Source organism: Streptomyces finlayi, from assembly GCF_014216315.1.
Lineage (GTDB): Bacteria > Actinomycetota > Actinomycetes > Streptomycetales > Streptomycetaceae > Streptomyces > Streptomyces finlayi_A.
In genome coordinates this window covers 3,339,889-3,362,005 of sequence record NZ_CP045702.1, presented here as the reverse complement: position 1 = coordinate 3,362,005, position 22,117 = coordinate 3,339,889, and the positions used below count along the sequence as shown (strand labels likewise).

Genomic DNA, 22,117 nt, shown 5'->3' with positions numbered 1-22,117 from the left:
ACCAGGACGTCGAGTCGCCTCTTGAAGGGTGGTGCACACCACACTCGAGGACTCCGGGCTGCAAGTAATCTGAGCTGCATGACAGCTCGCTCGGACGATGACGGTGACCGTGAAGGTGCCCCCTCTCCCGGGGAGGAGGTGGCCGACCAGGAGCGTGATTACTGGGAGAATCGGCGACTCACCCAGGAACTGGACGACGATGAAGCCGGACGGCGGGAGCGGCGTCGGCTGAGGGTGCGGGAACGCAAGATGCATCTGCGGGTCCGTATGCATCGCTACGCACGCCAGCAGGACCAAGGGCCGCTGCCAAGAGCCCTGGTGCTCCCGCCGTTGCCCGAGGATGTTGATCCCTACGGTCGTCACGACGTCACGAAGTCTGACGACGACTGGTACTGACGGTCGACCCCTTCGGCCCTTGCTTCCCCTCTCCAGAGCGATGGCAAATGCCATCAACTCCCGGGTTCAGCCCGTGACTCGTAGCCAGCGCCACGTTCACTTGTACGCCGAAGCGGCACGGCGATAGCGGTCAGGAGCAGGCCGTCCATGTGCAGCCAGGTGCCGCTGAAGCTTTCCAGGACTTCTCCGTCCAGCGTGGGCCCCTCGACGAGTAGTTGTGCTTCGAAGGTTCCTGCGGGGCTGATCCTCACGATTGCTTCTTCGAATCCGAGCCAGCGCCTGGTCAGTGGGAACCAGGCTTTGTAGACGCATTCCTTCGCGCTGAACAGCAACCGGTCCCATGCGGTTCCGCAGGCAGGCAGGATCGCCAGGAGGTCGGCTTCTTCGCGGCGCGCCAGTACATTCAGCAGGCTGTCGCCGTCGGGCAATGGAGCATTCGGTTCCGCGTCGATGCCCAGTGCGGCGATATCGCGATCGTGCGCGACCGCCGCACCCCGGAAACCCGTGCAGTGGGTCATGCTCCCCACGATTCCGGCCGGCCAGCGAGGTTCCCTGTCTTCACCGGGAACCAGGGCCACGGGAGGCTGCCCGAGTTTCGTGAGCGCGTCACGCGCGCAGGCACGTACTGTCGCGTACTCCGCCTGACGGGAGGCGACGGCCGTGGCGACGGTGGGCCACTCCTCGGGGAACAACACGGCCTCGGCGTCGGCGCGATCACTCAGAGAGTGAGCGGTCTGGACCGTGGGGGGAAGTATGTGCTCGAGCACGTGCTCTCGATTCTCCTCTGTTCTGTGAGCCCACTCAACGATCAGGCCCGTTCACGCACTCAAGCCGCATAGGACGGGGACTCCACGCTCGCAGGGGATTGCCAACGCAGAGGCCCCCTGGATTCGATCGCGGGGGCCGCCGGTGCGGCGCTCTCCGCCAGCAGATGGCGGACCAGGTTCAGCACGGTGAACCTGGGGGTGCCGCCGGCGTCCCAGTTGGCTGGGCGCACCAGGCCCCGGGTGCACAGCAAGTGGATGGAGCTCAGCGCCGAGTCGCCGACTTGCTCCGGCGAGGCGAAGGCCTGGGCCATGGTCCAAGGGCGCGAATGGGCGGCGAGCCGGCGCAGGACGTCGGCGTCGCGCGGATGCAGCGACTTGATGGACGCCTCGAGCACCGTCCGCAGATCGGCGGTGTCGTTGCCGGGTGGGGTGGCGAGCTTGAACGGATTGTGCCTGGCCAGGCTCAGAAGTTGGTCCGGATTGTAGAGGAGGAGCCAAGCGGCGGCAGCTTCGATCGCTCGGGGGATGCCGTCAAGGCTCTGGCAGATACCGGCGAGCGCCGCCATGATCCGGCAGTCGCCCAGCGCCTCGCGTTCGAGGGAGCCGCAGCGCGACAGCATCAGCTGCAGAGCAGGGCTTACGGCCGATTCAGGGGCTGTGGGACCGCCCGAACGGTCTGCCACGGACAGCGGAAAGACAGGGTAGTCAGTGCCCGCGCCCCACTTCGAGCCCTCACGGGCCTCGTACAGGACGTGCAGTCCCCGGCACTGCACCAGCAGGCGGCGGAGCGCCAACTCCGAGCCGGGGCTCATGGTGACGTCAGGCACCACCAGCAGGATGTCGTTGGTGCCAAAGGCGGTGGCCAGATAGCCGAGCTCGGCATCGTCGCGGAGCAGGGCGGCGACATGAGCCTGCAAGCGGTCCGCGGGCTTGCCGGTGGGCTCGCTCTCCGGCTCCGCCCAGACGACCGGCATCTGGACAGAGGCGTCCATCGCCCCGGCGACCTCCTGGATCAGCCGGGACTTACCGACTCCGGCCATGCCGACCAGTCGGATCAGGCGGTGTCCGCCGAACTTGATCAGACCGATGAGAGCTTCGATGTCGCGCTCGCGGCCGATGGTCGGTTCGAGGACGGCGGGCGGCGGGGCGAGGGAGTCGGCCGGTATGCCGTGGGTAGACGGCCCAGCGGCTGCTTCCTCGACTCTCGCCCGCTGGACTCCGGTCAGTCGCAGACCGTCCAGCAGTAGTCGGAGAGTTTCCCGCCGGGGGTTCTGGGTGAGATCGAGTTCGAGATCGCGAATCGTCCGGACGCTGACAGACGACAGGTCGGCGAGCTGAGTCTGGGTGACGCCGATGCGTCTGCGCGCCGCCTTGAGTACAGCCCCGAGGCTCGGAGACACCTGATGGTTCAGCATTACTGTGCGCGCGTCGCGGTTCTGAGTCGAATTCAAAGCATCCTCGCCACTGTGTCTCGTGCTGCGGACAGCAAACTGATTCTGGTCGCACACCGTCGCCGCATCCCCCTTGAACGCGATGTCGGCCGGGGTACTGGCATCCGTGATGCCCTACTCCCGGCGCCGTCCAGAAGAAGCCACGGTCAGAAAGGCGTTCAGCCGGCTGATGTCCATGGCTCTTCCCCGTACCTCTCCATCGAGGACAAGGCCGCGACGTAGTCACGCTCCACGGTTTGTTCGTCGGCGTGGAGGAACTGAACCCGGGTCACGGGCGGAGCTCCGCCCACCACTGCGCCGTGGTAACTCTTCAGTGCCTTCAGTTCCCGCATGAGGCTGCGGAATCTCGCGGAACCGGACGTCGGAGTGGGCAGGGCTACCCAGGCCGCGTGCCGTAGCTGCCGGTAGGGCCTGGCGGCACGCAGCCGGAACCATTCCGGGGCGAGATAGGCAAAGACGGTCCAGTCGGCCTGTCCTTCGCCGATCGCCGCGCGCGTGAGCAGCGGCTCGTCGGTCGCGCAGATGCCCCCGCTCGGGGCGACCTGGACCGGACCGTGCGCGGTGTCCTCGAACTCCGTGCAGGCCGGACCGTTACGCAGCTCTGCCGCGTCGAGTCCTGTCAGAGTCAGGTCCACCAAGCGGTCCTGCCGCAGGCACCGGCGGGCGAGTAGCCTCGCACCGCGCGGCCGTCCGTCCGCTTGCAGCGAACCGGTCTGCCGCGTCTCCCAGATATCGCAGATGTAGTGGACCCCGTCCAGACTCACGGAATGCACCTTGAATCCCTTCGGTCCGGCTATTTTCGCAGAATTCCCCTGAGTCACGCTCCGTCGCACACCACAGTTTCGCAGACCCAGACCCGCGCTCAGATCCGCAGCGAGTCCGACCCCCGTGCCGAGTCCGGGCAGTACGGCTACCGGCCGGTAGGAGGACACGCGGTCCAGCGTGTCCGTGAATTGATCTCGATGCACCACGAGGTCACGGAAGTCATCGCAGCGAAAGGACGACGTAAACCATTCAGGTATGGCTGCAGTGCTCTGCACATGGACAATTTCATAACCTCGATCCCGGATCGGGGAAACGAGCAGTCGCGCGCTGGAGTAAGCATCGACCAGGGCCACCACGGGCCGATCGGTCATCTTGACTCCTCCTCCTTTACACCAGGCATTTCATTCAGGCACTGCCACATCTGTGGGTGACTCACAGAAGGGCCCGACCCCCAGTAGCGTGCGCCACTCGCAGCTCCGGTCACGGGACTGCACCGAATGTGAGTCGCGAAGGCGAATTCCGAGACGTGGAGCCACGCGGGGCATACCGGTCGCCTCGTCGGACACTCCCGGACGACGATCGGCCGAGACGCGTCGGACTTCCGCAAATGCCGGTTCCCGCAGCTCAGTTGATGGCGAACGCGCATGCCCTTCGGCTGGCTCGCCGCGTTGCGCCATGCCGTCGGCTCACGGTGGCGCCCATCGGGGCGGCGGTCCGTCGAGCACGCCGGCGCGAAGACGCTCGCCTCGGGGTGCCCGGTACCGTGACGCCGGCATTCCCGCGCGAACCGACACACACGGGGGTACACACTTTCACTGACGGGTAACACTCTGGATCGCCGTCAAGGGTGTACTGGGATTTGTCAGATTCTGCCCAAATCCGCCGGATATCAGATACGAGTCACGCTGGTTCTCGCGAGGTGTGAGAATCAGCGTTTCTCATGCCAGGTCGCCTGGGCGACGTCACCGTGGCCGCGCTGATGTTCGGATCCTCATCCACTCGGACCGCATCCCGTCCTGACGGCTGCGGGAGCAATGGCGGGAATTACCCCCATGCAGAGTCGGCCGGCGCAGCGGTTCCGGAACCCTGCGAAGCAGAAGCCGCGTATTCAGTATTTACCGGCGTCGCGCTGCCCGCGAGGAAATTGACGGCGTCAAAGGTCAGTAGAGCGGCCGTTCCGAGTGTGACAGAGATGATGCGAATGCGGTAAATCATGGTTCCCCCCGATTCAAGGACTGAGCTCACCGTTGCGGTGTTCCAGAATCATCCACCGTTGTTCGCCGCGAGTGAAGATTTAGCTGGCATCATGAGTGGGCAGTGCAGGAACGCGAAGGGGGGACAAATGTGCACAAAGCATGATCAGGTGGGGGTGGCGCGGCTCCCTGAGCTATGCGAGGACGGCTTGGAGCGCTATCGCGATGTGCTGGCAGCGGGGGGCGTTACGGGTGACCGGGTCCCTGACTGCCTGCTCGACCTGGGGTTGCTCCGGTTCCTGCCGGACAACCCGGGCTCTCTCACTCCGATACCTCCAGACCTTGCTGCTGCCTCACTTTCCCGGCCGATCAAGCAAGCAATCACCGAGTACCAGGACACCCTGACGGCGATACGCGCCACGATGGCCCGGGCGGAGGTTGTCTACGCGGAGGCCCAGCAGGACGGCGGCACCTCGATCGAGGTGCTCTCCAGCGAGAGCGTGATCGCAGCCGCTCTGGAAGAGGCGGTTCAGTCCTGCCGTGAGGAGCTGCTGACCGCCCAGCCCAACGGTGGCCGTTCGCCCGAGCTCCTCGCCGAGGCCCTGCCGCGCGATCTCGCGCTGGCCGCTCGCGGCGTCAAACAGCGCACGTTGTACCAGCACACGGTGCGGGCACACGGCCCCACGCTCTCCTACATCGAGCGAGTGGTGTCCGCGGGTGCGGAGGTCAGGACGCTCGACGAGGTGTTCGATCGACTCATCGTGTGCGACAGCAGGACGGCCTTCATCCCCGGTCCGCGCGACCGCCGCCAGTCCGCATTGCTCATTCGGCACCCAAGTGTCATCGAGTACCTGGTCAAGGGCTTCGAGCAGGCGTGGAGCCGTGCGGCAGCCGTGGGCGAGGTCCCCTCCCGGCTGCGCCCGCCGCCCCTCACCGACGAGACCCGAAGGGCCGTGCTGCGGCTCATGGTGGAGGGCTACACCGACGAGGCGATCGCTGGACGGCTCGGCATCAGCAGGCGAACGGTGGGCACCCACGTCCAGAAGACCTCGGAAGTCCTCGGCAGCCGCAGCCGCGCACAGCTCGCCTACCTCATCGCACAGACCGACCTTCTGGACTGCTCCGACCTGAGTGCCGTGGAGGAGGCTTCAGCCAAGACGGCAACGTGAGGAGCGGCGACAGCCGGTACCAGGATGTACGTACGGACTCGGCCACGAGCCTGGCGTCATACCGGGTGTCTCTGGACGCGAACCGGGGGTTCCGGCGTCACCAGGTGATCCGGTTTCTCCTGGTCGAGACCCGCGGGGCGACGCGTATGTGCCGACTCACAGCCGTTCGGGGCGTGTATGGCGGCACAAGCGGTCGACGGTCCTGGATCATGCAGCATCGCTGCGGACCTTCACATCGCTGGCGGACTCGCCTCCAGGCCAGTACCTGCTACCCGCCTTACTCTTCGGATTCCTTTTCACCTTCGTACCCGCGCCGCTCGCCCGACGGCTGCTGAACCTGAAGTCCGGCGTGCTGCGGATCGCTCTGTGCACGCTCGCCGCCATCACGGTCAGCGGCGCGACGGTCGGCCGGACCATGAGTCAGGGTGACGAATGGTTTCTATCCGCCGTCTTCTGGGGCGTCACGCTCGCCCTCACCATGCTGGGTGAGCAGGTAGGGTCCGCCGCTTAATGCCTCGACATCGGGCGTGGTGATCTGGGAAGGTTCGCGCGATGACCAAAATCGACGACACGCCGCCCGCATGGGACGACCGCACCCAGCTCACCACGTTCCTCGACTACGTACGTGACACCGCCCGCGCCAAGTGCGACGGTGTCTCTGCGGAGAACGCACGCAAGGCGCTGCTGCCGGGCTCACCCCTGATGACCATGAGCGGAGTCATCAACCACCTCCGCTGGGTCGAGTACTACTGGTTCCAGGTGATCTTCCTCGGCGAGGAAGACCGGGCCCCCATGACGGAAGAGGACCCCGACCGCGAGATGCGTATCGCCGTCGGCTTTCCGCTTACGCAGTTGCTCGACGAATACGCCGAACAGAGCGCCCACTACCGCGAACTGGTCGCCGGGAACGATCTGGACAAGCAGGCCAAGGGAACCATTCGCGACGGCCTCCATGTCGACCTGCGCTGGATCCTCCTCCATCTCACCGAGGAGACGGCCCGCCACAACGGCCACCTGGACATTCTGCGCGAGATGCTCGACGGCACGACCGGCGACTAGTCACGGGCGGAGCCAGAGTCGGATCGAGCTGACCGTGACAGTGCCGTGGAAGACGCAACCGCGCTGACAGCGGGCGAGCCCGTGCCGGGCTCCGACTGGTTCGCCGCCGTGCGCTGCCTGACCGTCGCCGCACGGCTGGGCGAGCACGCCGACCACTCGCAGACCTTCCCCCCTACATCGCTGACATGCTCGCCGAGGACCGCAGACACCGCGACGAACGCCGATGCAACGGGGGAGCAGGCCACATCGGCGCCAGACCCCAGACCGCAGCCCAGGCCGCCGCCGTACTCGCACTCGCAGCACGTCTCGAACCCCCCGACCGGGAGACCGGCACCCGCCGCCTCGAAGCGTCCTACGGGCCTTCCGTCAAGTACCAGCTGAGGCGTGCAGTCTTGGTCGAATACGGAGACAGCACGTAACGACGCGCCTCTCCAAGTACCTGCCAGAACTCGCGCCTGCCGAGGGGCGAAGCAGGAAGCCTGCCATGAATGCTGGGCAGATGACACTCTGAGGGGGAGTACCTCGTCACGGCGGCCCGGGGACCGGTGGCCGTGCACGAGCCGGTGCTGGTCGTCGCCGTCGTCGACACGCCCGACCGGTGCGGGTTCGCGTACGGCACGCTGCCGGGCCATCCGGTCTCCGGCGAGGAGGCGTTCGTGGTGAGCCGGAGTCCGGACGGCCGGGTCACGCCGACCCTGCGGTCGTTGACGAGCCGGGCGCCCGGGGGCGTGTGGCGGTATCTGTTCCCGCTGCTGCTGGTGGCACAGCGGGTGTACCGGGGGCGCTACCGGCGCGCGTTGCGGGGCTGACCTCAGTGCCTGCCCGCTATCCGGTCCGCCGCCCTGGCCAGGGGGTCCGTGTCGGGGCGGGGTGAGGTCGTCTCGCGGCGGTCCGCCGTGCGGTAGGCCGCGTACATGGCGTGTACGCCGAGCCAGCGGAAGGGTTCCGGTTCCCAGCGGCGGACCTTGTGGTTGACCCACGGGAGGGCCGTCAGGTCGGTGGGGCCCGCCTGGCCGGAGTCCTGCTGGATCAGGTCGCGCAGGGTGCGGGCCGCGAGGTTGGTGGTGGCCACGCCGGAGCCGACGTAGCCACCTGCCCAGCCGAGGCCGGTGGAGCGGTCCAGGGTGACGGTGGCGCACCAGTCTCGCGGGACGGCGAGGACGCCGGACCAGGCGTGGTCGATGCGGGCGCCGGCCGTGGTGGGGAAGAAGCGGACGAGCAGGTCGCGCAGGGCCTCGATCGTGGCGGGCTGGGTGCGTCCGTCGTTGTCCGTGGCGGAGCCGAAGCGGTACGGGACGCCCCGGCCGCCCAGTGCGATGCGGTCGTCGGCGGTGCGCTGGGCGTACATGTAGGCGTGGGCCATGTCGCCGAGGGCCTCGCGGCCTTCCCATCCGATGGTGTCCCACACCGACGCGGGCAGCGGTTCGGTGGCGATCATGGAGGAGTTCATCGGGAGCCAGGTGCGCCTCTGGCCCTTGAGACCGGCGGTGAATCCCTCGGTGCAGCGCAGGATGTAGGGGGCGCGGACCGTGCCGTACGGGGTGATGGCGTGCTTGGGCTTGATCTCCGTGACCGGGGTCGACTCGTGGATCGTGACGCCGAGCGCCTCGACGGCGTCGGCGAGGCCCTTGACCAGCTTGGCCGGGTGCAGGCGTGCGCCGTGCGGGGACCAGGTGGAGCCGACCGCTCCGGTGATCCTGATGCGCTCGGCGGTCTCGCGCGCGCCGCGCAGGACGCGGTCCTTCTCGCCGAAGGCGATCTCGACGGCGTGGAAGGCCTTGAGGCGGGCGAGCTGGGCCGGTGTGTACGCGACTTCGAGGACGCCGCCCCGGTGGATGTCCGCGTCGATGTTCTCATCGGCGGCGACCCGGACGACCTCGTCGACGGTGTCGTTCATGGCCTGCTGGAGGCGCACGGCGGCGTCGTGGCCGTGGAGTTTCGCGTAGCGGTCGCGTCCGGCGATGCCGTTGTAGAGCCAGCCGCCGTTGCGCCCCGAGGCGCCGTAACCGCAGAACTTGGCTTCCAGGACAGTGATGTTGAGGAAGGGGACGGCCTTCTTGAGGTAGTACGCCGTCCAGAGTCCGGTGTATCCGCCGCCGACGATGCAGATGTCGGCGCTCACGTCGCCGGGCAGCGGCTCGCGGGGGGCGGGGGTGCCCTCCTTCGCGTACCAGAACGATATGCCGCCGTTGACGGTACTGACGGTGCTCATGTTTCCCCTGCTTGTCCGGTGGTCCGGTGGTCCGGTGGTCCGGTGTTCGGCCGAGCTTCTGTGCCGGGACGTTACTGCGCTGTGGCCCCTCGCGTCTCGCACCGGGGGAGAGCGCGTACGAGGGGGTAGCAGGCGAGGCCGGTCAGTACGGCGGTGGAGTGGCCCAGTTCGGCGAACGTACTGCCGCTGACCAGCGGGACGGCATGGGCGACGAGCACGGCGAAGGCGTACAGGGCACGCCAGGGCCGGGGGATGCGGTACGTGAGGACGGCGGCGACTCCCGCGAGCGCGTATCCGGGTCCCGTGCCGGGGGTGTGGACCGCGTACGGCGGGGCGTGGCCGTGGCGTACGGCCCAGGTCAGGACGGCCGCGGTGACGAACGGGGCGAGGAACTGGGCCGCGGCGGCGACGGTCAGCCAGCGAAGGGTGCCGAGCCAGTGTTCGGCGGTGGCGTGGAAGACGGTGAACAGGGCCGCGTAGAGGAGCCAGTGACCGCCGTCGATCCGGAGGGCGCCGGGGAGGAGGACGCGCAGGGGGTCGTCCATGAGCACGTGGAGGGAGGCTGAGGGCTGGGCCGGGAGCTCCTGTGCGAAGACCGTGGTGAGGAGGAGAAGGATCAGCCAGGTGTACGTACCGGGAGCGCCGGTGATCCAGCGGCGGATCGCGGTGAGGGCGCGCGCGGCCGGACGTTTTCGGGGCATACGCGATTGACGCACGGCCCTACGATCGAGGGCGTGATCGACATTCCCGATGGGCTGATCGCCACTCTGTCCGCATACGGCGGTGCGTCCGGCCGGGCGTTCGGCGCCGCGCTGGCGGGGCTGGCCGGACGGTTCCTCGACGCGTGGGGGCTGCGGCGGGACGGCGACGCGATGTACGGCGTGTGCGCACTGGTGCTTCCGGTGGTGCGGGAGGCGGACGGGCGGCCGGCCGCGCTGAAACTCCAGGCGGTGGACGAGGAGACGGCCGGGGAACCGGTGGCGCTGCGGGCGTGGGGTGCGGCGGGGGCGGGGGCCGTGCGGCTGCTGGACCACGACGCGGAGACCGGGACCATGCTGCTCGAACGGCTGGACGAGCGGAGGCCGTTGTCGGCGCTGGACGACGGGCGGGAGGCCGTGCGGGTGCTTGCGGGGCTGCTGGGCGGGCTGACGGCCGTACCGGCTCCGGAGGGGCTGCGCGGGCTGGGCGAAGCGGCGGCCCGGATGCTCGGTGAGGCACCGGGCGCGGTGGCCGCGCTGGTGGACGAGGGGGAGCGGCGGCTGCTGGAGGACTGTGCGGCGGCGGTACGGGACGTGGCGGGCGAGCCGGGGGACCGGCTGCTGCACTGGGACCTGCACTTCGGCAACGTCCTGGCGGGGCGCGCGGAGGAGGGCCGGGCGGGGGAGTGGATCGCCCTGGACCCCAAGCCGCTGGCCGGGGACCCGGGCTTCGATCTGTTTCCCGCGCTGGTCAACCGTTTCGACGCCGGGGAGGTGCGGTGGCGGTTCGACGTGCTGACGGAGGCGCTCGGGATGGACCGGGACCGCGAGCGGGCGCGGGCCTGGACCTTGGGGCGGGTGCTGCAGAACGCGCTGTGGGAGGTGCGTGAGGGCGGGGCCCGCATTGCACCGGAGCAGGTCGTGATCGCCCGGCGGCTGATGGGGCGGCGGTAACTCGTGCGCGTGTTCGGGGAGCGGGTGTCTACGCTGCTCTCATGATTCGTACCGCTACCCCCGCAGATGTCCCCGCCATCCACGCCATGGTGCGTGAGCTGGCCGATTACGAGAAGGCCCTCCACGAGGCCAACGCCACCGAGGAGCAGCTGCACGAAGCGCTGTTCGGCGAGCGGCCCGCCGCGTACGCGCACATCGCCGTGTCCGACGCGGACGGCGAGGTCGTCGGCTTCGCGCTGTGGTTCCTCAACTTCTCGACCTGGCGTGGGGTGCACGGCATCTATCTGGAGGACCTGTACGTACGCCCGGAGCGTCGCGGCGGCGGCCACGGGAAGGCGCTGCTCACGGAGCTGGCGCGGATCTGTGCGGAGCGGGGGTACGAGCGCCTGGAGTGGTCGGTCCTGAACTGGAACGCCCCGTCCATCGCCTTCTACGAGTCCCTGGGCGCCCGGCCGCAGGACGAGTGGACGGTGTACCGGCTGACGGACGGCGCGCTGGCGGAGCTCGGCGGGAAGTAGCGGTCACGGGGCTGGAGGTGCTGTCCGCGGTTCTACGGGACGAGCACGACCTTGCCCGTCGTGCCTCGGGTCTCCAGCGCGGTGGGGGGCTGCGGAGGGCTTCCCGGTGCGGTGGCGACGGTCGGGGCCCGGGACACCAGTCCTGGGCCGATGACCGGGATACGTCACGATGGGGGCATGGCGGGAACCACCAGCAGGGGCAGCAGGGGCAGCAAGGGCAGCGGCACGGGCGGCAGGGGCGGGAAGGACGGCATCGCGGCGGCGCGGCGGGCGGAGGTCCGGCTGCCGCCGCTCGTGGCGTACGAGGGGGAGGAGCTGGAGCCGGACGGGGACTACGACGGCGTGCGCTTCGAGGCGGTGGATCTGAGCGACCAGTCCGGTCCTGGCGCCCGCTTCATGGACTGCGCGCTGGACGGCTGCGCCCTGGACCGTACGGAGCTGACCAGATCCCGGTTCATCGACTCCGTGCTGACGGGGGTACGGGGCGTGGGCACCGATCTCTCGGGGGCCTCGCTGCGCGACGTGGAGATCGTGGACGCCCGGCTGGGCGGGGTGCAGTTGCACGGCGCTGTGCTGGAGCGGGTGCTGGTGCGCGGCGGGAAGGTCGACTACCTGAATCTGCGGAAGGCGCGGCTCAAGGACGTGGTCTTCGAGGGCTGCGTGCTGTCCGAGCCGGACTTCGGGGGTGCCCACCTGGTGCGGGTGGAGTTCCGGGACTGTGTGCTGAAGCGGGCCGACTTCAGCGCCGTACGCATGGAGTCGGTGGACCTGCGGACGGTCGCCGAGCTGGACATCGCCCGGGGTGTGGAGCAGCTGGCGGGGGCGGTGATCAGCCCGTCGCAGCTGATGGAACTGGCCCCTGCCTTCGCGGCCCGGATCGGGGTGCGGGTGGAGGCGTGACGGGGGGCCGGGCACGTGACGGGGGCCGGGCACATGACGGGGCCCGGGCGAGGGCTCATCCCAGGCGGGGGAAGCGGGACTGGAGGTCCCAGACGATCGGGTTGTCGGCGAGGCCCTCGTGCATGTCGGCCAGGTCGGCGACCAGGTCGTGCAGGAAGTCGCGGGCCTCACGGCGCAGGAGCGAGTGGCCGAAGGTCAGCGGGGGCTCGTCGCTGGGCATCCAGTCGGCCTCGACGTCCACCCAGCCGAAGCGGCGCTCGAACATCATCCGGTCCGAGGACTCGGTGAAGTCCAGCTCGGCGTACTGCTGCCGGTGGGAGCGGTTGCCCCGGGGGTCCTGGTCGATCTGCTCGACGATGTCGCACAGCGCCCACGCGAAGTCGAGCACCGGAACCCATCCCCAGGCTGTGGACACCTCGCGGTCCGCCTTGGTGTCCGCGAGATAGACGTCCCCGGAGAACAGGTCGTGCCGCAGGGCGCGGACGTCCGCGCGGCGGTAGTCGGTCTGCGGAGGATCGGGGAAGCGTCGGGAGAGGGAGTAGCCGATGTCGAGCACATGTCGATGGTGTCATGCCCGGTGCGGTGGCCTCCGCCATGATCGCCGGTGGCCCGCGAACCGCCGGACGGGCCGGATCTCCACTGCCTAGGGCAGCAGCCGCTGTTCCTTGGCGACGGAGACGGCGCCCGCACGGGTGTCGACACCGAGCTTGTCGTAGATGCGGCCCAGGTGGGTCTTGACCGTCGCCTCGCTGATGAACAGCGCACGGGCGATGTCGCGGTTGCCGAGCCCCTGCGAGAGCTGCGCCAGGATGTCGAGCTCGCGCTCGGTGAGGGTCGGCAGCGGCTTCCGCATCCGCGCCATGACACGGCTGGCGACCGGCGGGGAGAGCGTCGTGCGGCCCTGCGCCGCCGAGCGGATCGCCGCGAACAGCTCCTCCGGGCGTTCGGCCTTGAGCAGATAGCCGGTGGCGCCCGCCTCGATCGCGCGCGTGATGTCGGCGTCCGTGTCGTACGTGGTGAGGACGAGGACGTGGACACCGCCGGTGGCCGCGATGCGGCGGGTGGCCTCGACGCCGTCGATCCCCTCGCCCAGTTGCAGATCCATCAGCACGACGTCAGGGGTGAGCTTGGCGGCCAGCGCCACGGCCTCCTCGCCGCTGCCCGCCTCGCCGACGACCTCGATGTCCGGTTCGCTGCCGAGCAGGGCGAGCAGCCCCGCCCGTACGACGGCGTGGTCGTCGCAGAGCAGGATGCGTACCGTTCCCGTGGCGTTCGAGGTCATGCGGGCTCCTCCGGTGACAGGGGTGGGGGCGGCGGGGGCGTGGGTGGTGACGGGGGCGGGGCGGGCGGCGAGGGTGCCGGGTACAGCGGGATCGCCGCCGTCAGGACCGTGCCCTCACCCGGAGCGGACTCGATCGTCAGGGTCCCCCCGAGCTGCTGGAGGCGGGCTCGTACCGCCGGCAGCCCGTGCCCGCGCAGACCGCCGGACGGGCGGACCACCGGAGCGGAGGGGGTGAAGCCACGGCCGTTGTCGGCGATGTCGAGGACGACCCGGTCGTCGAGGTGGGTCAGCGTCACGGCCGCGGCCGTCGCCTCCGCATGCTCGCGGACGTTCGACAGCGCCCCCTGCGCGATCCGCAGCAGCGCGGACTGGACCCGGTCCGGCAGGGCCGTGCGCGGGGTGCCCTCCACATGGCAGCGGACGGTGATCCGGCCCGGCACCGACTCGCGGGCGGCGAGTGCGCGCAGAGCCTCCTCCAGGCCGCCGCCCTCCGCCAGATCGGCAGGGGCCAGGTCGTGGACGAAGCGGCGCGCCTCGGCGAGATTGCGCTCCGCGATGCCCGTCGCCGTCAGCACGTGGCGACGGGCTGCAGAAGGGTCGGCGTCCCAGGTGCGGTCGGCGGCCTGGAGCAGCATCTGCTGGCTCGACAGGCCCTGCGCCAGGGTGTCGTGGATCTCCATGGACAGCCGCTGGCGCTCGGCGAGGGTCCCTTCGCGGCGCTCGGTGGCGGCCAGTTCGCGCCGCGTACGCAACAGGGCGTCGATCAGCTCGCGCTGCCGGTCGGCCAGTTCCCGCTGACGTGCCGCCTGGCGCCGCATCTGTACGAACACGGCCGTGGCCACGGCGGCGACGGCGGGTGGTGCCAGGACCAGGTTCGGATCGAAGCCCTTGGCCAGGCTCAGCTGTGCGATGACGACGAACACGGTCAGCAGGACGACGAGGGCGTACGCGGCGCGGGGCGGCAGAATCCGCAGCCCGGTGTAGAAGAGCGGTACCGCGCACCACGCGAAGCTCGGCGCGAGGATGACCAGGATCATCCAGACGACGACCAGGACACCCAGCCAGACCAGGCTGCGCGGGGTCGGGCGGGAGCCGAGCACAGGGCCCAGGAGATAGAGCACGGCGAGGCCGACCGACAGCGCGATGATCCACGGGGTGCGGGCCTCGCCGGGGTGGCGGAGCAGGAACCGGGCCAGCGAGGCGCTCAGCAGCAGGAAGAACGCGGCGTGCATGAGAAGCGTGAGCCACCGTGCGTCGGGGTCGGCGCTCAGGTCGGGTCCGCTTCGGCGCTGCACTGCGTACCCCGTCCTGCCGTGTGGTGTCCTGCCGCGCTGACCTGCGCAGACACCTCCATGGTGACCCCTCGGGGCGACGCCCGCATCAACCGATCGGCCGATGGGGCCGTCAGCCGTCCCGGGCGGTTCGTCGAGCCGGTACGCCGACGGTACGGGGCCGGTCGCGGCCGGAGGATCGATAGCAGAGCGAACGAGCCGGACGACGTGCTCCGGCCGAACCACATACTCCGAGGAGACCACCATGAAGAAGATGTCGATGCGCACCCGTGTCCTGACCGGCGGCGTCGCCGTCGCAGCCCTGGGTGCCGGCACCTTCGGCACGATGTCCGCGAACGCCTCGGCCCCGGCCGCCGCCCCCGCCGCGGCCATCGCGGCCGACGCGACTGACGAGAACCTCCAGCAGTCCACGCACCTCACCGCGGCCGCGGCCACGGAGGCCGCGCAGGCGACGCTGGACGCCGCGAAGAAGGAGAACCAGCGAGTGTCGGTCGCGGTGGTCGACCGCAACGGCAACACCATCGTGACGTTGCGCGGTGACGGTGCGGGCCCGCAGTCCCCCGAGTCGGCCGTGAGGAAGGCGTACACCGCCGTCTCCTGGAACGCTCCCACCTCGGAGCTGGTCAAGCGTCTGGAGCAGGCCCCGAACCTGAAGGACATCCCCGGCACCCTGTTCCTCGGTGGCGGTGCTCCGGTCCAGGTCAAGGGCGCCCCGGTCGCGGGCATCGGTGTGGCCGGCGCCCCGAGCGGCGACCTCGACGAGAAGTTCGCCCGGGCGGGCGTCGCCTCGCTCGCCAACTGAGGCTCAGCAGACCGAACGCGGGGAGAAGGCACATGACGGAGATCGCGGCGCTGCACCGGGACGCCGACGGCGACACCCGTTCGGCACCGCCGCGCGCCGACCACCCGTTCTGCACCGCACGGCGCTGACCGCGCAGGCACGCCCAACCCGAAATTCCGCACATAGGATCACCGGTGTGGAACAGCGAACCCAGATACGGCGCACGGCGCCCGCCGCGGCCCTGCTGCTCGTGCTGACCACCCTCACCTCCACCCTCACCACCGCCTGCACCGCCGTCACCGCCGGGGTGGAGGGCAAGCCCGGTGCGGCCGGACTGCGCGACCCGTACTTCCCGAGGCTCGGCAACGGCGGCTACGACGTGACGCACTACGGCCTCGACCTGGACGTGGACGTGGACGCGCATGCCCGGCCCCGCCGGGACGAGCTGCGCGGCACCGCTACGATCACCGCTCGTGCCACCCAGGACCTCAGCTCGTTCAACCTCGACCTCGCCGGGCTCGACGTCCTGAGCGCGAGCGTGGAGGGCCGTCCCGCCGCGGTCAACCGCGCGGGCAGCGAGCTGACCGTGCGTCCGGACGCCGCCGTGGAGGACCAGTTGCGCAAGGGCCGGACGTTCCGCACGGTCATCCGCTACTCCGGCGCCCCGGAGACCATCACCGACCGGGACCAGTCGAAGGAGGGCTGGCTGAAGACCGCGGACGGGTCCCTCGCGCTCGGCCAGCCGACCGGGTCCATGGCCTGGTTCCCCGGGAACCACCACCCGAGCGACAAGGCCACGTACGACATCGGTGTCACCGTTCCGAAGGGCCTGACGGCCGTCTCCAACGGTGAACCGGTCTCCCGTCGCACGACAGGCGACCGCACCGCCTTCCGCTGGCGCACCGCCGAGCCGATGGCGAGCTATCTGGCGACGGTCGCCATCGGCCGCTACACGACGAAGAGCACGAAGACCCCCCAGGGGATCACGGTGTTCACCGCTGTCGACCCGGAAGTGGCTCGGGGGAGCGCCTCGGCCCTGGCCCGTATCCCCGAGGTGACGGGGTGGGCGGCCGGCAGGTTCGGCCCGTACCCCTTCTCCTCCACCGGCGCGGTCATCGAGCGCCGGGGCGACGCCGGATACGCGCTGGAGACCCAGAACCGGCCGGTCTTCCCCGGCCCGCCCAGCACCGGGCTTCTCGTCCACGAGCTGGCCCACCAGTGGTTCGGCAACTCGGTCACGCCCGCGAGCTGGCAGGACATGTGGCTCAACGAGGGCTTCGCGACGTACGCGGAGTGGCTCTGGGCCGAGGACAAGGAGGACACCCCGACCCGGGAGAGCTTCGACGCCGCCTTCCTCGACGACGACAACTGGGCCTTTCCGCCCGCGGATCCGCCGAGCGCCGCGGAACTCTCCAGTGCCCCGGTGTACGGGCGCGGGGCCATGGTGCTCGAAAGGCTCCGGCAGACGATGGACGACGACAAGGCGTTCTTCGGCCTGCTCAGGGGCTGGGCGCGGGCGCACCGGCACGGAAACGCGTCGACGGACGACTTCACCGCCTATGCGGAGAAGCGGACGGGACGGGACCTGAGCGGGCTGTGGAAGACGTGGCTGTACGGGGACGGGCGCCCGGAAGACCCTGATGCACCCGTCACGCCCTGACCTCCGGTCACCGGCCGGGCCCGCGACGCACGGGAGCCCCCGGCCGACAGGACGCGGCCGGGGGCTCCCGGAGCACTGGGGCGGGGACGCCCGAGCGGGTGATGTCAGAGGTTGACGCCGAAGTCCTGCGCGATGCCGCGCAGGCCCGATGCGTAACCCTGGCCGACCGCGCGGAACTTCCACTCGGCACCGTTGCGGTAGAGCTCGCCGAAGACCATGGCGGTCTCGGTGGCGGCGTCCTCGCTCAGGTCGTAGCGCGCGAGCTCCACGCCGCCGGCCTGGTTGATGATGCGGATGAACGCGTTACGGACCTGGCCGAAGTTCTGGCTGCGGTTCTCGGCGTCGTAGATCGAGACCGGGAAGACGATCTTGTCGATGTCGGCCGGCAGACCCGCCAGGTTGACGTTGATCTGCTCGTCGTCGCCCTCGCCCTGGCCGGTGACGTTGTCACCGGTGTGGACGATGGTCTGGTCCGGCGTCGCCTTGTTGTTGAAGAAGACGAAGTGGCCGTCGGAGAAGACCTTGCCGGCGGTGTTGACCGCGATCGCCGAGGCGTCGAGGTCGAAGTCGGTACCGGTGGTGGTGCGGACGTCCCAGCCGAGGCCGACCGTGACGGCGGTAAGGCCCGGTGCCTCCTTGGTGAGCGAGACGTTGCCGCCCTTGGACAGGCTTACTGCCATGGGAAGTCCCTTTCCTCGTCGTGTACGGGCTTCGTGCCATCACGAAAGCTACCGTCACCCGTCATAACGCAGGCAACAGACCACGAGGTTCCTGTTCCCTTTACTTTCTTTGCCGAACTTCTGTCCCATTCCAGACAGCCACCGGACAGCTCTTACGGCAAAAGATGGTGACGAACACCCTGTGGGCCAGGGAACATGGGTGTCATGTCCGGGCCCTATGTCATCCGCGGTGCGGTCTCCCTGCCGGAGGCCGAGCTCATGTGGCGTTTCTCGCGGTCCTCAGGGCCCGGCGGGCAGCACGTCAACACCAGCGACTCGCAGGCGGAACTCCGCTTCGACCTCGCGGCGACCGAGTCGCTCCCCGAGGTCTGGAAGGCCCGCGCGCTGGAACGGCTGGCGAACAAGCTGGTCAACGGTGTGGTGGTGGTACGGGCGTCCGAGCACCGTTCCCAGTGGCGCAACCGTGAAACGGCCGCCGTCCGGCTCACCGCACTGCTCGCGGAGGCCACGGCCCCGCCCCCCAAGGCGCGGGTGAAGCGCCGGATTCCGCGCGGGATCAACGAGCGCCGGCTGCGGGAGAAGAAGCAGCGGGGCGACACGAAGCGCGGCCGCTCCGGCCGCGACTGGTAACAGCCCGGGCCGGTGGCTCAGCCCAACTGCCGGTAGCGCCCCTTGAAGTACGTCAGCGGCTCGCCGTCCGCGCTCGGCAGGTCCGCCGTCAGCACCCGGCCGATCACCAGGGTGTGGTCACCCGCCAGGACCCGCTGCTCCGTCCGGCACTCCAGGGTCGCGAGCGCTCCGCCGATCAGCGGGGCATGCGTCACCTCACCCCGTATGTAGGGGACGTCCGCGAACAGCAGCCGGTCGCTGATCCGGCCCTTCATGGCGAACCGGCTCGCGACCTGGCGCTGGCTCTCCGCGAGGACCGAGACCGCCCACAGGGGCTGCTCGGCCAGCAGGTCGTCCATCCGGGAGTCGTTTCGCAGGCTGACCATGACCAGGGGCGGGTCCAGGGAGACCGACATGAAAGCGGTCGCCGTCATCCCGACGTCCTCCCCCCTGCCGTGCTCGTCGAGCGGCGGCTCCTGGGCGGTGACCAGCACCACGCCCGCGGCCAGGCGGGCGAGGGCGGCGCGGAACTCGTCGTTGCTCACCCCCTCAGCATGGGGGATGGCTTCGGGGCGCGGGGTGGGGGGTTTCGTCAGCACACCGGCACGCTAGTCCCGAGCCGCTCCCGGCCGCATCGGGCCAGGGGACCAGCCGGGTCCTAGGACCCGGGGAGCAGACGAGGGGCCGGGGAGGGCGGGGGAGCCGGGGAGGCCGGGCCCGGGGAGGTCGGCGACGCAGGGACCGCAACCGGCTGCAACGTACAGATGTGCGTTCAAGAAAACGAAGGAGACCGGAGGAAGCGCTTCGACCCCCCTTCACGACCTGTTGTGACTTGGCTCACAGAGCGCGATATTTGTTGACCCTGAGTACCGAGTGCACAGCTCGCTGTGATTCAGTGGCCGTGACACTGCAACAAGTACGTCGATATGAAACCTGGAGTTGCTGTCGAGGTCTCGGGGAGTGCGAGCAATGGAGGCCGAGTCGGAACCCTACGTCCGCCTTGCGACCATGCGGCAGCTGCACCAGGCCGTCGCTGATCTCAACACGGCGCGGAGTCTGGCGGACACCCTGCAGACCGTGGCCGACGGAATCGTCTCCGGCCTCGGTTACGAACTGGGCTGCGTCAACCTCGTGCGGCCCGACGGCGACCTCGTCGTCGCCGCGTTCGCGGGCAACTCCGCGGCCGAGGCGCTGATCACCGGACGGGTCGGTTCCCGTGAGTCCTGGGAGCGCCGGCTGTCCATGGGCGAGATGTGGGACCAGCTTCGCTTCATACCCCACACCCAGGGCTGGGTCCTCCTCGAAGACGACGTACCCCAGTGGCACACCGACGGTCCCGAACCGCGCTTCGAGGACGAGTGGCACCCCCTGGACCGGCTCTACGCCCCGATGTACGCGTCAGGTGGCGGGCAGGATCTCCTCGGCGTGATATCCGTCGACCGGCCGCGCAACATGCGCAGGCCCGGCGCATGGGGGCGCGAAGCTCTCCAGATGTACGCCTCCCAGGCGGCGATCGCGATCAGTAACGCTCGCCTCCGAGCAAACATGCAGCGGGCCCTCGTCAGACTCGAACGCGAACAGCAGGCGCTGCGGGCCAGCGAGGAGTCCTTCCGCCAGGCGTTCGAGTACGCGCCCAGCGGTATGGCCATCGCGGAGATGGGCGGCGACCAGCACGGCAGACTGCTGCGCACCAACGACGCCCTGTGCCGTCTCCTGGGCCGCCCCGCCTCCGTCCTGCGCCGCTACTCCTTCGCCGACCTGGTCCACCCCGAGGACATCGGCACCCTGCTCCGTACGTCGGCCGAGGGCGGCCGGGCCGAGCTGCGGCTCGGCCGCCGGGACGGCACGTACCTCTGGGTCTCGCTGCGCAACTCCGTCGTCGCCGACACCGCCGACGGCCCCCGCTTCCTCCTCACCCATGTCGAGGACATCGAGGAGCGCAAGCGCCACGAGCTGAACCTCGCACACCGCGCCTCGCACGACGCGCTCACCGGACTGCCCAACAGCGCCGAACTGAAGGCCAGGCTCGGCGCCCGCCTCTGTGAGAGGCCTCACTCCGTGGCCTCCACCGCGATCGAAGCGCTGGACGCGGCGTACGGCGATGCCGACGCCTCCCGGGCACACGGCTACCAGGCCGACGGCTACGACGCGGACCCGGTGCCGGGCGGCGGCCCGTACGACCACCATGTGCACACGGCGGCGCCGGACACCGGGCACGACGACGGGGCGAAGGGCCTCGCGGTCCTCTTCTGCGACCTCGACGGCTTCAAGTCCATCAACGACCGTTTCGGACATCACACCGGTGACGCCGTCCTCATCGAGGTGGCCAGGCGGCTCAGCACCTGTGTGCGGGACGGCGACACGGTCGCGCGCCTCGGAGGTGACGAATTCGTCGTCCTCGCGGACGGTCTCGGGGCCGCGGATGCGGCAGACCTGGCCGTACGCTTGCGGAATGCCATCATTCCGCCCATCAGGGTGGATGGCAGGGCGGTCAGGGTAGGTGCCAGCTTCGGCATCGGCTGGGCCGAGTGCGGCATGACGGCCGAAGAGGTCCTGCGCTCCGCCGACCAGCGGATGTACGTCGAAAAGCGCTCCCGGTCGAAGGTTCACCGCAGAGCCGGCTGAGGTTTACGGCACGGCCATCCCCTTACCCCGCCCCGGTTTCCGATGCCGTCCATGAGTGGAAGCGGCAATAAGTGGCGTGCTCCGTTCGGGGTAGGCTCGGCCGGTCGGCGACGGCTGGCGACATGGTGAGGAGTGACCCAGGGATGACGGCCGGAAGCAACGGTTCGAGCAAGCCCGAGGACGACGATCCGTTCGGCTACCTGTACGAGGACGGACAGGCGGCGGGTGCCCAGGCGCCCGGCCAGGGAGGCTACGGCTACCCCGGCCCGGCCGCGCAGCCCGGCGTGCCCAGAACCTCGTACCACCAGGTGCGGACCGTCGGCGAGCGCCAGTACGGGCAGCACGTTCCGCAGCAGCCCTACCGCCAGCAGCCCCAGGCACCGTACGGACAGCCGCACCCGCAGTACGCGGCCCCCGAGAGCCACTCCGGTGGGCCCCAGGACCCGCAGCAGAGCCGCCGGGGCAACGGCTCCGGCAGGGGCGGCCCCAACACCAAGGCACTGCTGATCGCGGCGGTCGCCGTGGTCGCGGTCGTCCTCATCGGCATCGGCGCCGCGCTCCTGTCGAACGACGACGAGCCGGACAAGAAGAAGGACGAGGCCGGTACGTCGGCCGGTCCCGGCAACGAGGTCGAGGAGTCCCCGAAGACCAAGGAGTCCGAGGAACCGGAGAAGAAGCCGGCCGAGCTCCCGAAGCAGGACGCGGCGGCGCTGTCGCTCGGTGGCACGGCGGCTCTGGAGAACACGGTCAAGGGCGCCGAGAGCGCGAACGGCCAATACATCAGCCTCAACGAGGTCGGCCGTTCGGCGACCTGGACGGTCGAGGTGCCCGAGGCCGGCGAGTACACGCTGCACGTGACGTACGGCGTGCCCGGCAAGGACGCCAAGACGACCCTCACGGTCAACGCCGAGGCGCCGCGCTCCATCAACATGAAGAACTTCGCGAAGGCCGCGGAGGGCGACCTGGAGAAGGGGTGGACGAACACGTACGCCTACGTCAACCTCACCAAGGGCTCGAACACGCTGAAGCTCTCGTGCGAGACGGGCGACCAGTGCGACGCCAATCTCGACCAGCTCTCGCTGACGGCGGGCCAGACCAGGTAGTCC

General features: G+C 69.6%; 22 protein-coding genes and 2 pseudogenes. 14 read left to right on the top strand and 10 right to left on the bottom strand.

Going from position 1 to position 22,117, the window contains the following annotated elements; all coding sequences use genetic code 11:
• The first annotated feature begins 138 nt into the window (after positions 1-138).
• Entirely contained in the window at positions 139-396 is a 258-nt protein-coding gene (locus F0344_RS15485) for a hypothetical protein (protein WP_185299357.1), read from the top strand.
• Positions 397-449: 53 nt separating this feature from the next.
• Here the strand turns inward: F0344_RS15485 and F0344_RS15480 are convergent, their stop codons facing one another.
• The 3 genes from F0344_RS15480 to F0344_RS15470 form a co-directional block, all read right to left on the bottom strand.
• Complete coding sequence (locus tag F0344_RS15480; RefSeq protein WP_185299356.1) at positions 450-1,163, bottom strand: 4'-phosphopantetheinyl transferase family protein; 714 nt, start codon at positions 1,161-1,163, stop codon at positions 450-452.
• A 59-nt stretch (positions 1,164-1,222) separates the two neighbouring features.
• Complete coding sequence (locus F0344_RS15475; protein ID WP_185299355.1) at positions 1,223-2,671, bottom strand: helix-turn-helix domain-containing protein; 1,449 nt, start codon at positions 2,669-2,671, stop codon at positions 1,223-1,225.
• Positions 2,672-2,772: 101 nt separating this feature from the next.
• Entirely contained in the window at positions 2,773-3,378 is a 606-nt protein-coding gene (locus tag F0344_RS15470) for a hypothetical protein (RefSeq protein ID WP_185299354.1), read from the bottom strand.
• Between the two features lie 1,343 nt (positions 3,379-4,721).
• Between F0344_RS15470 and F0344_RS15465 the strand changes: the two genes are divergently transcribed.
• The 5 genes and pseudogenes from F0344_RS15465 to F0344_RS15445 form a co-directional block, all read left to right on the top strand.
• Positions 4,722-5,741 (top strand): helix-turn-helix transcriptional regulator, encoded by a 1,020-nt coding sequence (locus F0344_RS15465; protein WP_185299353.1) that lies wholly within the window; start codon positions 4,722-4,724, stop codon positions 5,739-5,741.
• A gap of 349 nt (positions 5,742-6,090) precedes the next feature.
• Entirely contained in the window at positions 6,091-6,252 is a 162-nt protein-coding gene (locus F0344_RS15460) for a hypothetical protein (RefSeq protein WP_185299352.1), read from the top strand.
• 41 nt (positions 6,253-6,293) lie between these two features.
• Positions 6,294-6,800, top strand: a complete 507-nt coding sequence (locus F0344_RS15455; RefSeq protein WP_185299351.1) for a DinB family protein — start codon at positions 6,294-6,296, stop codon at positions 6,798-6,800.
• 185 nt (positions 6,801-6,985) lie between these two features.
• Positions 6,986-7,219 carry a hypothetical protein gene (locus F0344_RS15450; RefSeq protein WP_185299350.1) on the top strand — a complete coding sequence of 78 codons (234 nt, stop codon included), beginning with the start codon at positions 6,986-6,988 and terminating at the stop codon, positions 7,217-7,219.
• A 120-nt stretch (positions 7,220-7,339) separates the two neighbouring features.
• Positions 7,340-7,609: pseudogene (locus tag F0344_RS15445) on the top strand (DUF1990 family protein); the annotation flags it as partial.
• Between the two features lie 2 nt (positions 7,610-7,611).
• Here the strand turns inward: F0344_RS15445 and F0344_RS15440 are convergent.
• Together F0344_RS15440 and F0344_RS15435 are read right to left on the bottom strand one after the other, a co-directional pair.
• Positions 7,612-9,012 (bottom strand): NAD(P)/FAD-dependent oxidoreductase, encoded by a 1,401-nt coding sequence (locus F0344_RS15440; protein WP_185299348.1) that lies wholly within the window; start codon positions 9,010-9,012, stop codon positions 7,612-7,614.
• A 71-nt stretch (positions 9,013-9,083) separates the two neighbouring features.
• Complete coding sequence (locus F0344_RS15435) at positions 9,084-9,728, bottom strand: rhomboid-like protein (RefSeq protein WP_258049950.1); 645 nt, start codon at positions 9,726-9,728, stop codon at positions 9,084-9,086.
• Between the two features lie 18 nt (positions 9,729-9,746).
• Between F0344_RS15435 and F0344_RS15430 the strand changes: the two genes are divergently transcribed.
• From F0344_RS15430 to F0344_RS15420, 3 genes and pseudogenes are all read left to right on the top strand, one after another.
• Positions 9,747-10,664 (top strand): aminoglycoside phosphotransferase family protein, encoded by a 918-nt coding sequence (locus tag F0344_RS15430; RefSeq protein ID WP_185299347.1) that lies wholly within the window; start codon positions 9,747-9,749, stop codon positions 10,662-10,664.
• Between the two features lie 14 nt (positions 10,665-10,678).
• A pseudogene (locus F0344_RS15425) lies at positions 10,679-11,182 on the top strand (GNAT family N-acetyltransferase); the annotation flags it as partial.
• 177 nt (positions 11,183-11,359) lie between these two features.
• The gene (locus F0344_RS15420) at positions 11,360-12,082 is read left to right on the top strand and encodes a pentapeptide repeat-containing protein (RefSeq protein ID WP_258049949.1); all 723 of its coding nucleotides are present in this window, start codon (positions 11,360-11,362) and stop codon (positions 12,080-12,082) included.
• A 55-nt stretch (positions 12,083-12,137) separates the two neighbouring features.
• On the opposite strand, the gene F0344_RS15415 is transcribed toward F0344_RS15420, so the two are convergent.
• From F0344_RS15415 to F0344_RS15405, 3 genes are all read right to left on the bottom strand, one after another.
• The gene (locus F0344_RS15415; protein WP_185299345.1) at positions 12,138-12,638 is read right to left on the bottom strand and encodes a hypothetical protein; all 501 of its coding nucleotides are present in this window, start codon (positions 12,636-12,638) and stop codon (positions 12,138-12,140) included.
• Between the two features lie 87 nt (positions 12,639-12,725).
• Positions 12,726-13,364, bottom strand: a complete 639-nt coding sequence (locus F0344_RS15410; protein ID WP_185299344.1) for a response regulator — start codon at positions 13,362-13,364, stop codon at positions 12,726-12,728.
• Entirely contained in the window at positions 13,361-14,659 is a 1,299-nt protein-coding gene (locus F0344_RS15405) for a sensor histidine kinase (protein WP_258049948.1), read from the bottom strand. The genes F0344_RS15410 and F0344_RS15405 overlap by 4 nt, the downstream gene beginning before the upstream one ends.
• A gap of 241 nt (positions 14,660-14,900) precedes the next feature.
• On the opposite strand from F0344_RS15405, the gene F0344_RS15400 reads away from it, so the two are divergent.
• Positions 14,901-15,458: a GlcG/HbpS family heme-binding protein gene (locus tag F0344_RS15400; RefSeq protein WP_185299343.1), complete on the top strand. Its 558-nt coding sequence runs from the start codon at positions 14,901-14,903 to the stop codon at positions 15,456-15,458.
• A gap of 175 nt (positions 15,459-15,633) precedes the next feature.
• Positions 15,634-17,097 carry a M1 family metallopeptidase gene (locus F0344_RS15395; RefSeq protein WP_185299342.1) on the top strand — a complete coding sequence of 488 codons (1,464 nt, stop codon included), beginning with the start codon at positions 15,634-15,636 and terminating at the stop codon, positions 17,095-17,097.
• A 104-nt stretch (positions 17,098-17,201) separates the two neighbouring features.
• Here F0344_RS15395 and F0344_RS15390 read toward each other — a convergent pair whose 3' ends face one another.
• The gene (locus F0344_RS15390; RefSeq protein WP_185299341.1) at positions 17,202-17,777 is read right to left on the bottom strand and encodes a TerD family protein; all 576 of its coding nucleotides are present in this window, start codon (positions 17,775-17,777) and stop codon (positions 17,202-17,204) included.
• Positions 17,778-17,972: 195 nt separating this feature from the next.
• Here F0344_RS15390 and arfB point away from each other — a divergent pair, with 195 nt between their 5' ends.
• On the top strand, positions 17,973-18,407 hold the full coding sequence (gene arfB, locus F0344_RS15385) for an alternative ribosome rescue aminoacyl-tRNA hydrolase ArfB (RefSeq protein WP_185299340.1): 435 nt from the start codon (positions 17,973-17,975) through the stop codon (positions 18,405-18,407).
• 17 nt (positions 18,408-18,424) lie between these two features.
• On the opposite strand, the gene F0344_RS15380 is transcribed toward arfB, so the two are convergent.
• On the bottom strand, positions 18,425-18,931 hold the full coding sequence (locus F0344_RS15380; RefSeq protein WP_185299339.1) for a flavin reductase family protein: 507 nt from the start codon (positions 18,929-18,931) through the stop codon (positions 18,425-18,427).
• A gap of 424 nt (positions 18,932-19,355) precedes the next feature.
• Between F0344_RS15380 and cdgB the strand changes: the two genes are divergently transcribed.
• Together cdgB and F0344_RS15370 are read left to right on the top strand one after the other, a co-directional pair.
• On the top strand, positions 19,356-21,011 hold the full coding sequence (gene cdgB / locus F0344_RS15375; protein WP_185299338.1) for a diguanylate cyclase CdgB: 1,656 nt from the start codon (positions 19,356-19,358) through the stop codon (positions 21,009-21,011).
• A gap of 143 nt (positions 21,012-21,154) precedes the next feature.
• Complete coding sequence (locus F0344_RS15370) at positions 21,155-22,114, top strand: carbohydrate-binding protein (RefSeq protein ID WP_185299337.1); 960 nt, start codon at positions 21,155-21,157, stop codon at positions 22,112-22,114.
• Positions 22,115-22,117 lie beyond the last annotated feature (3 nt).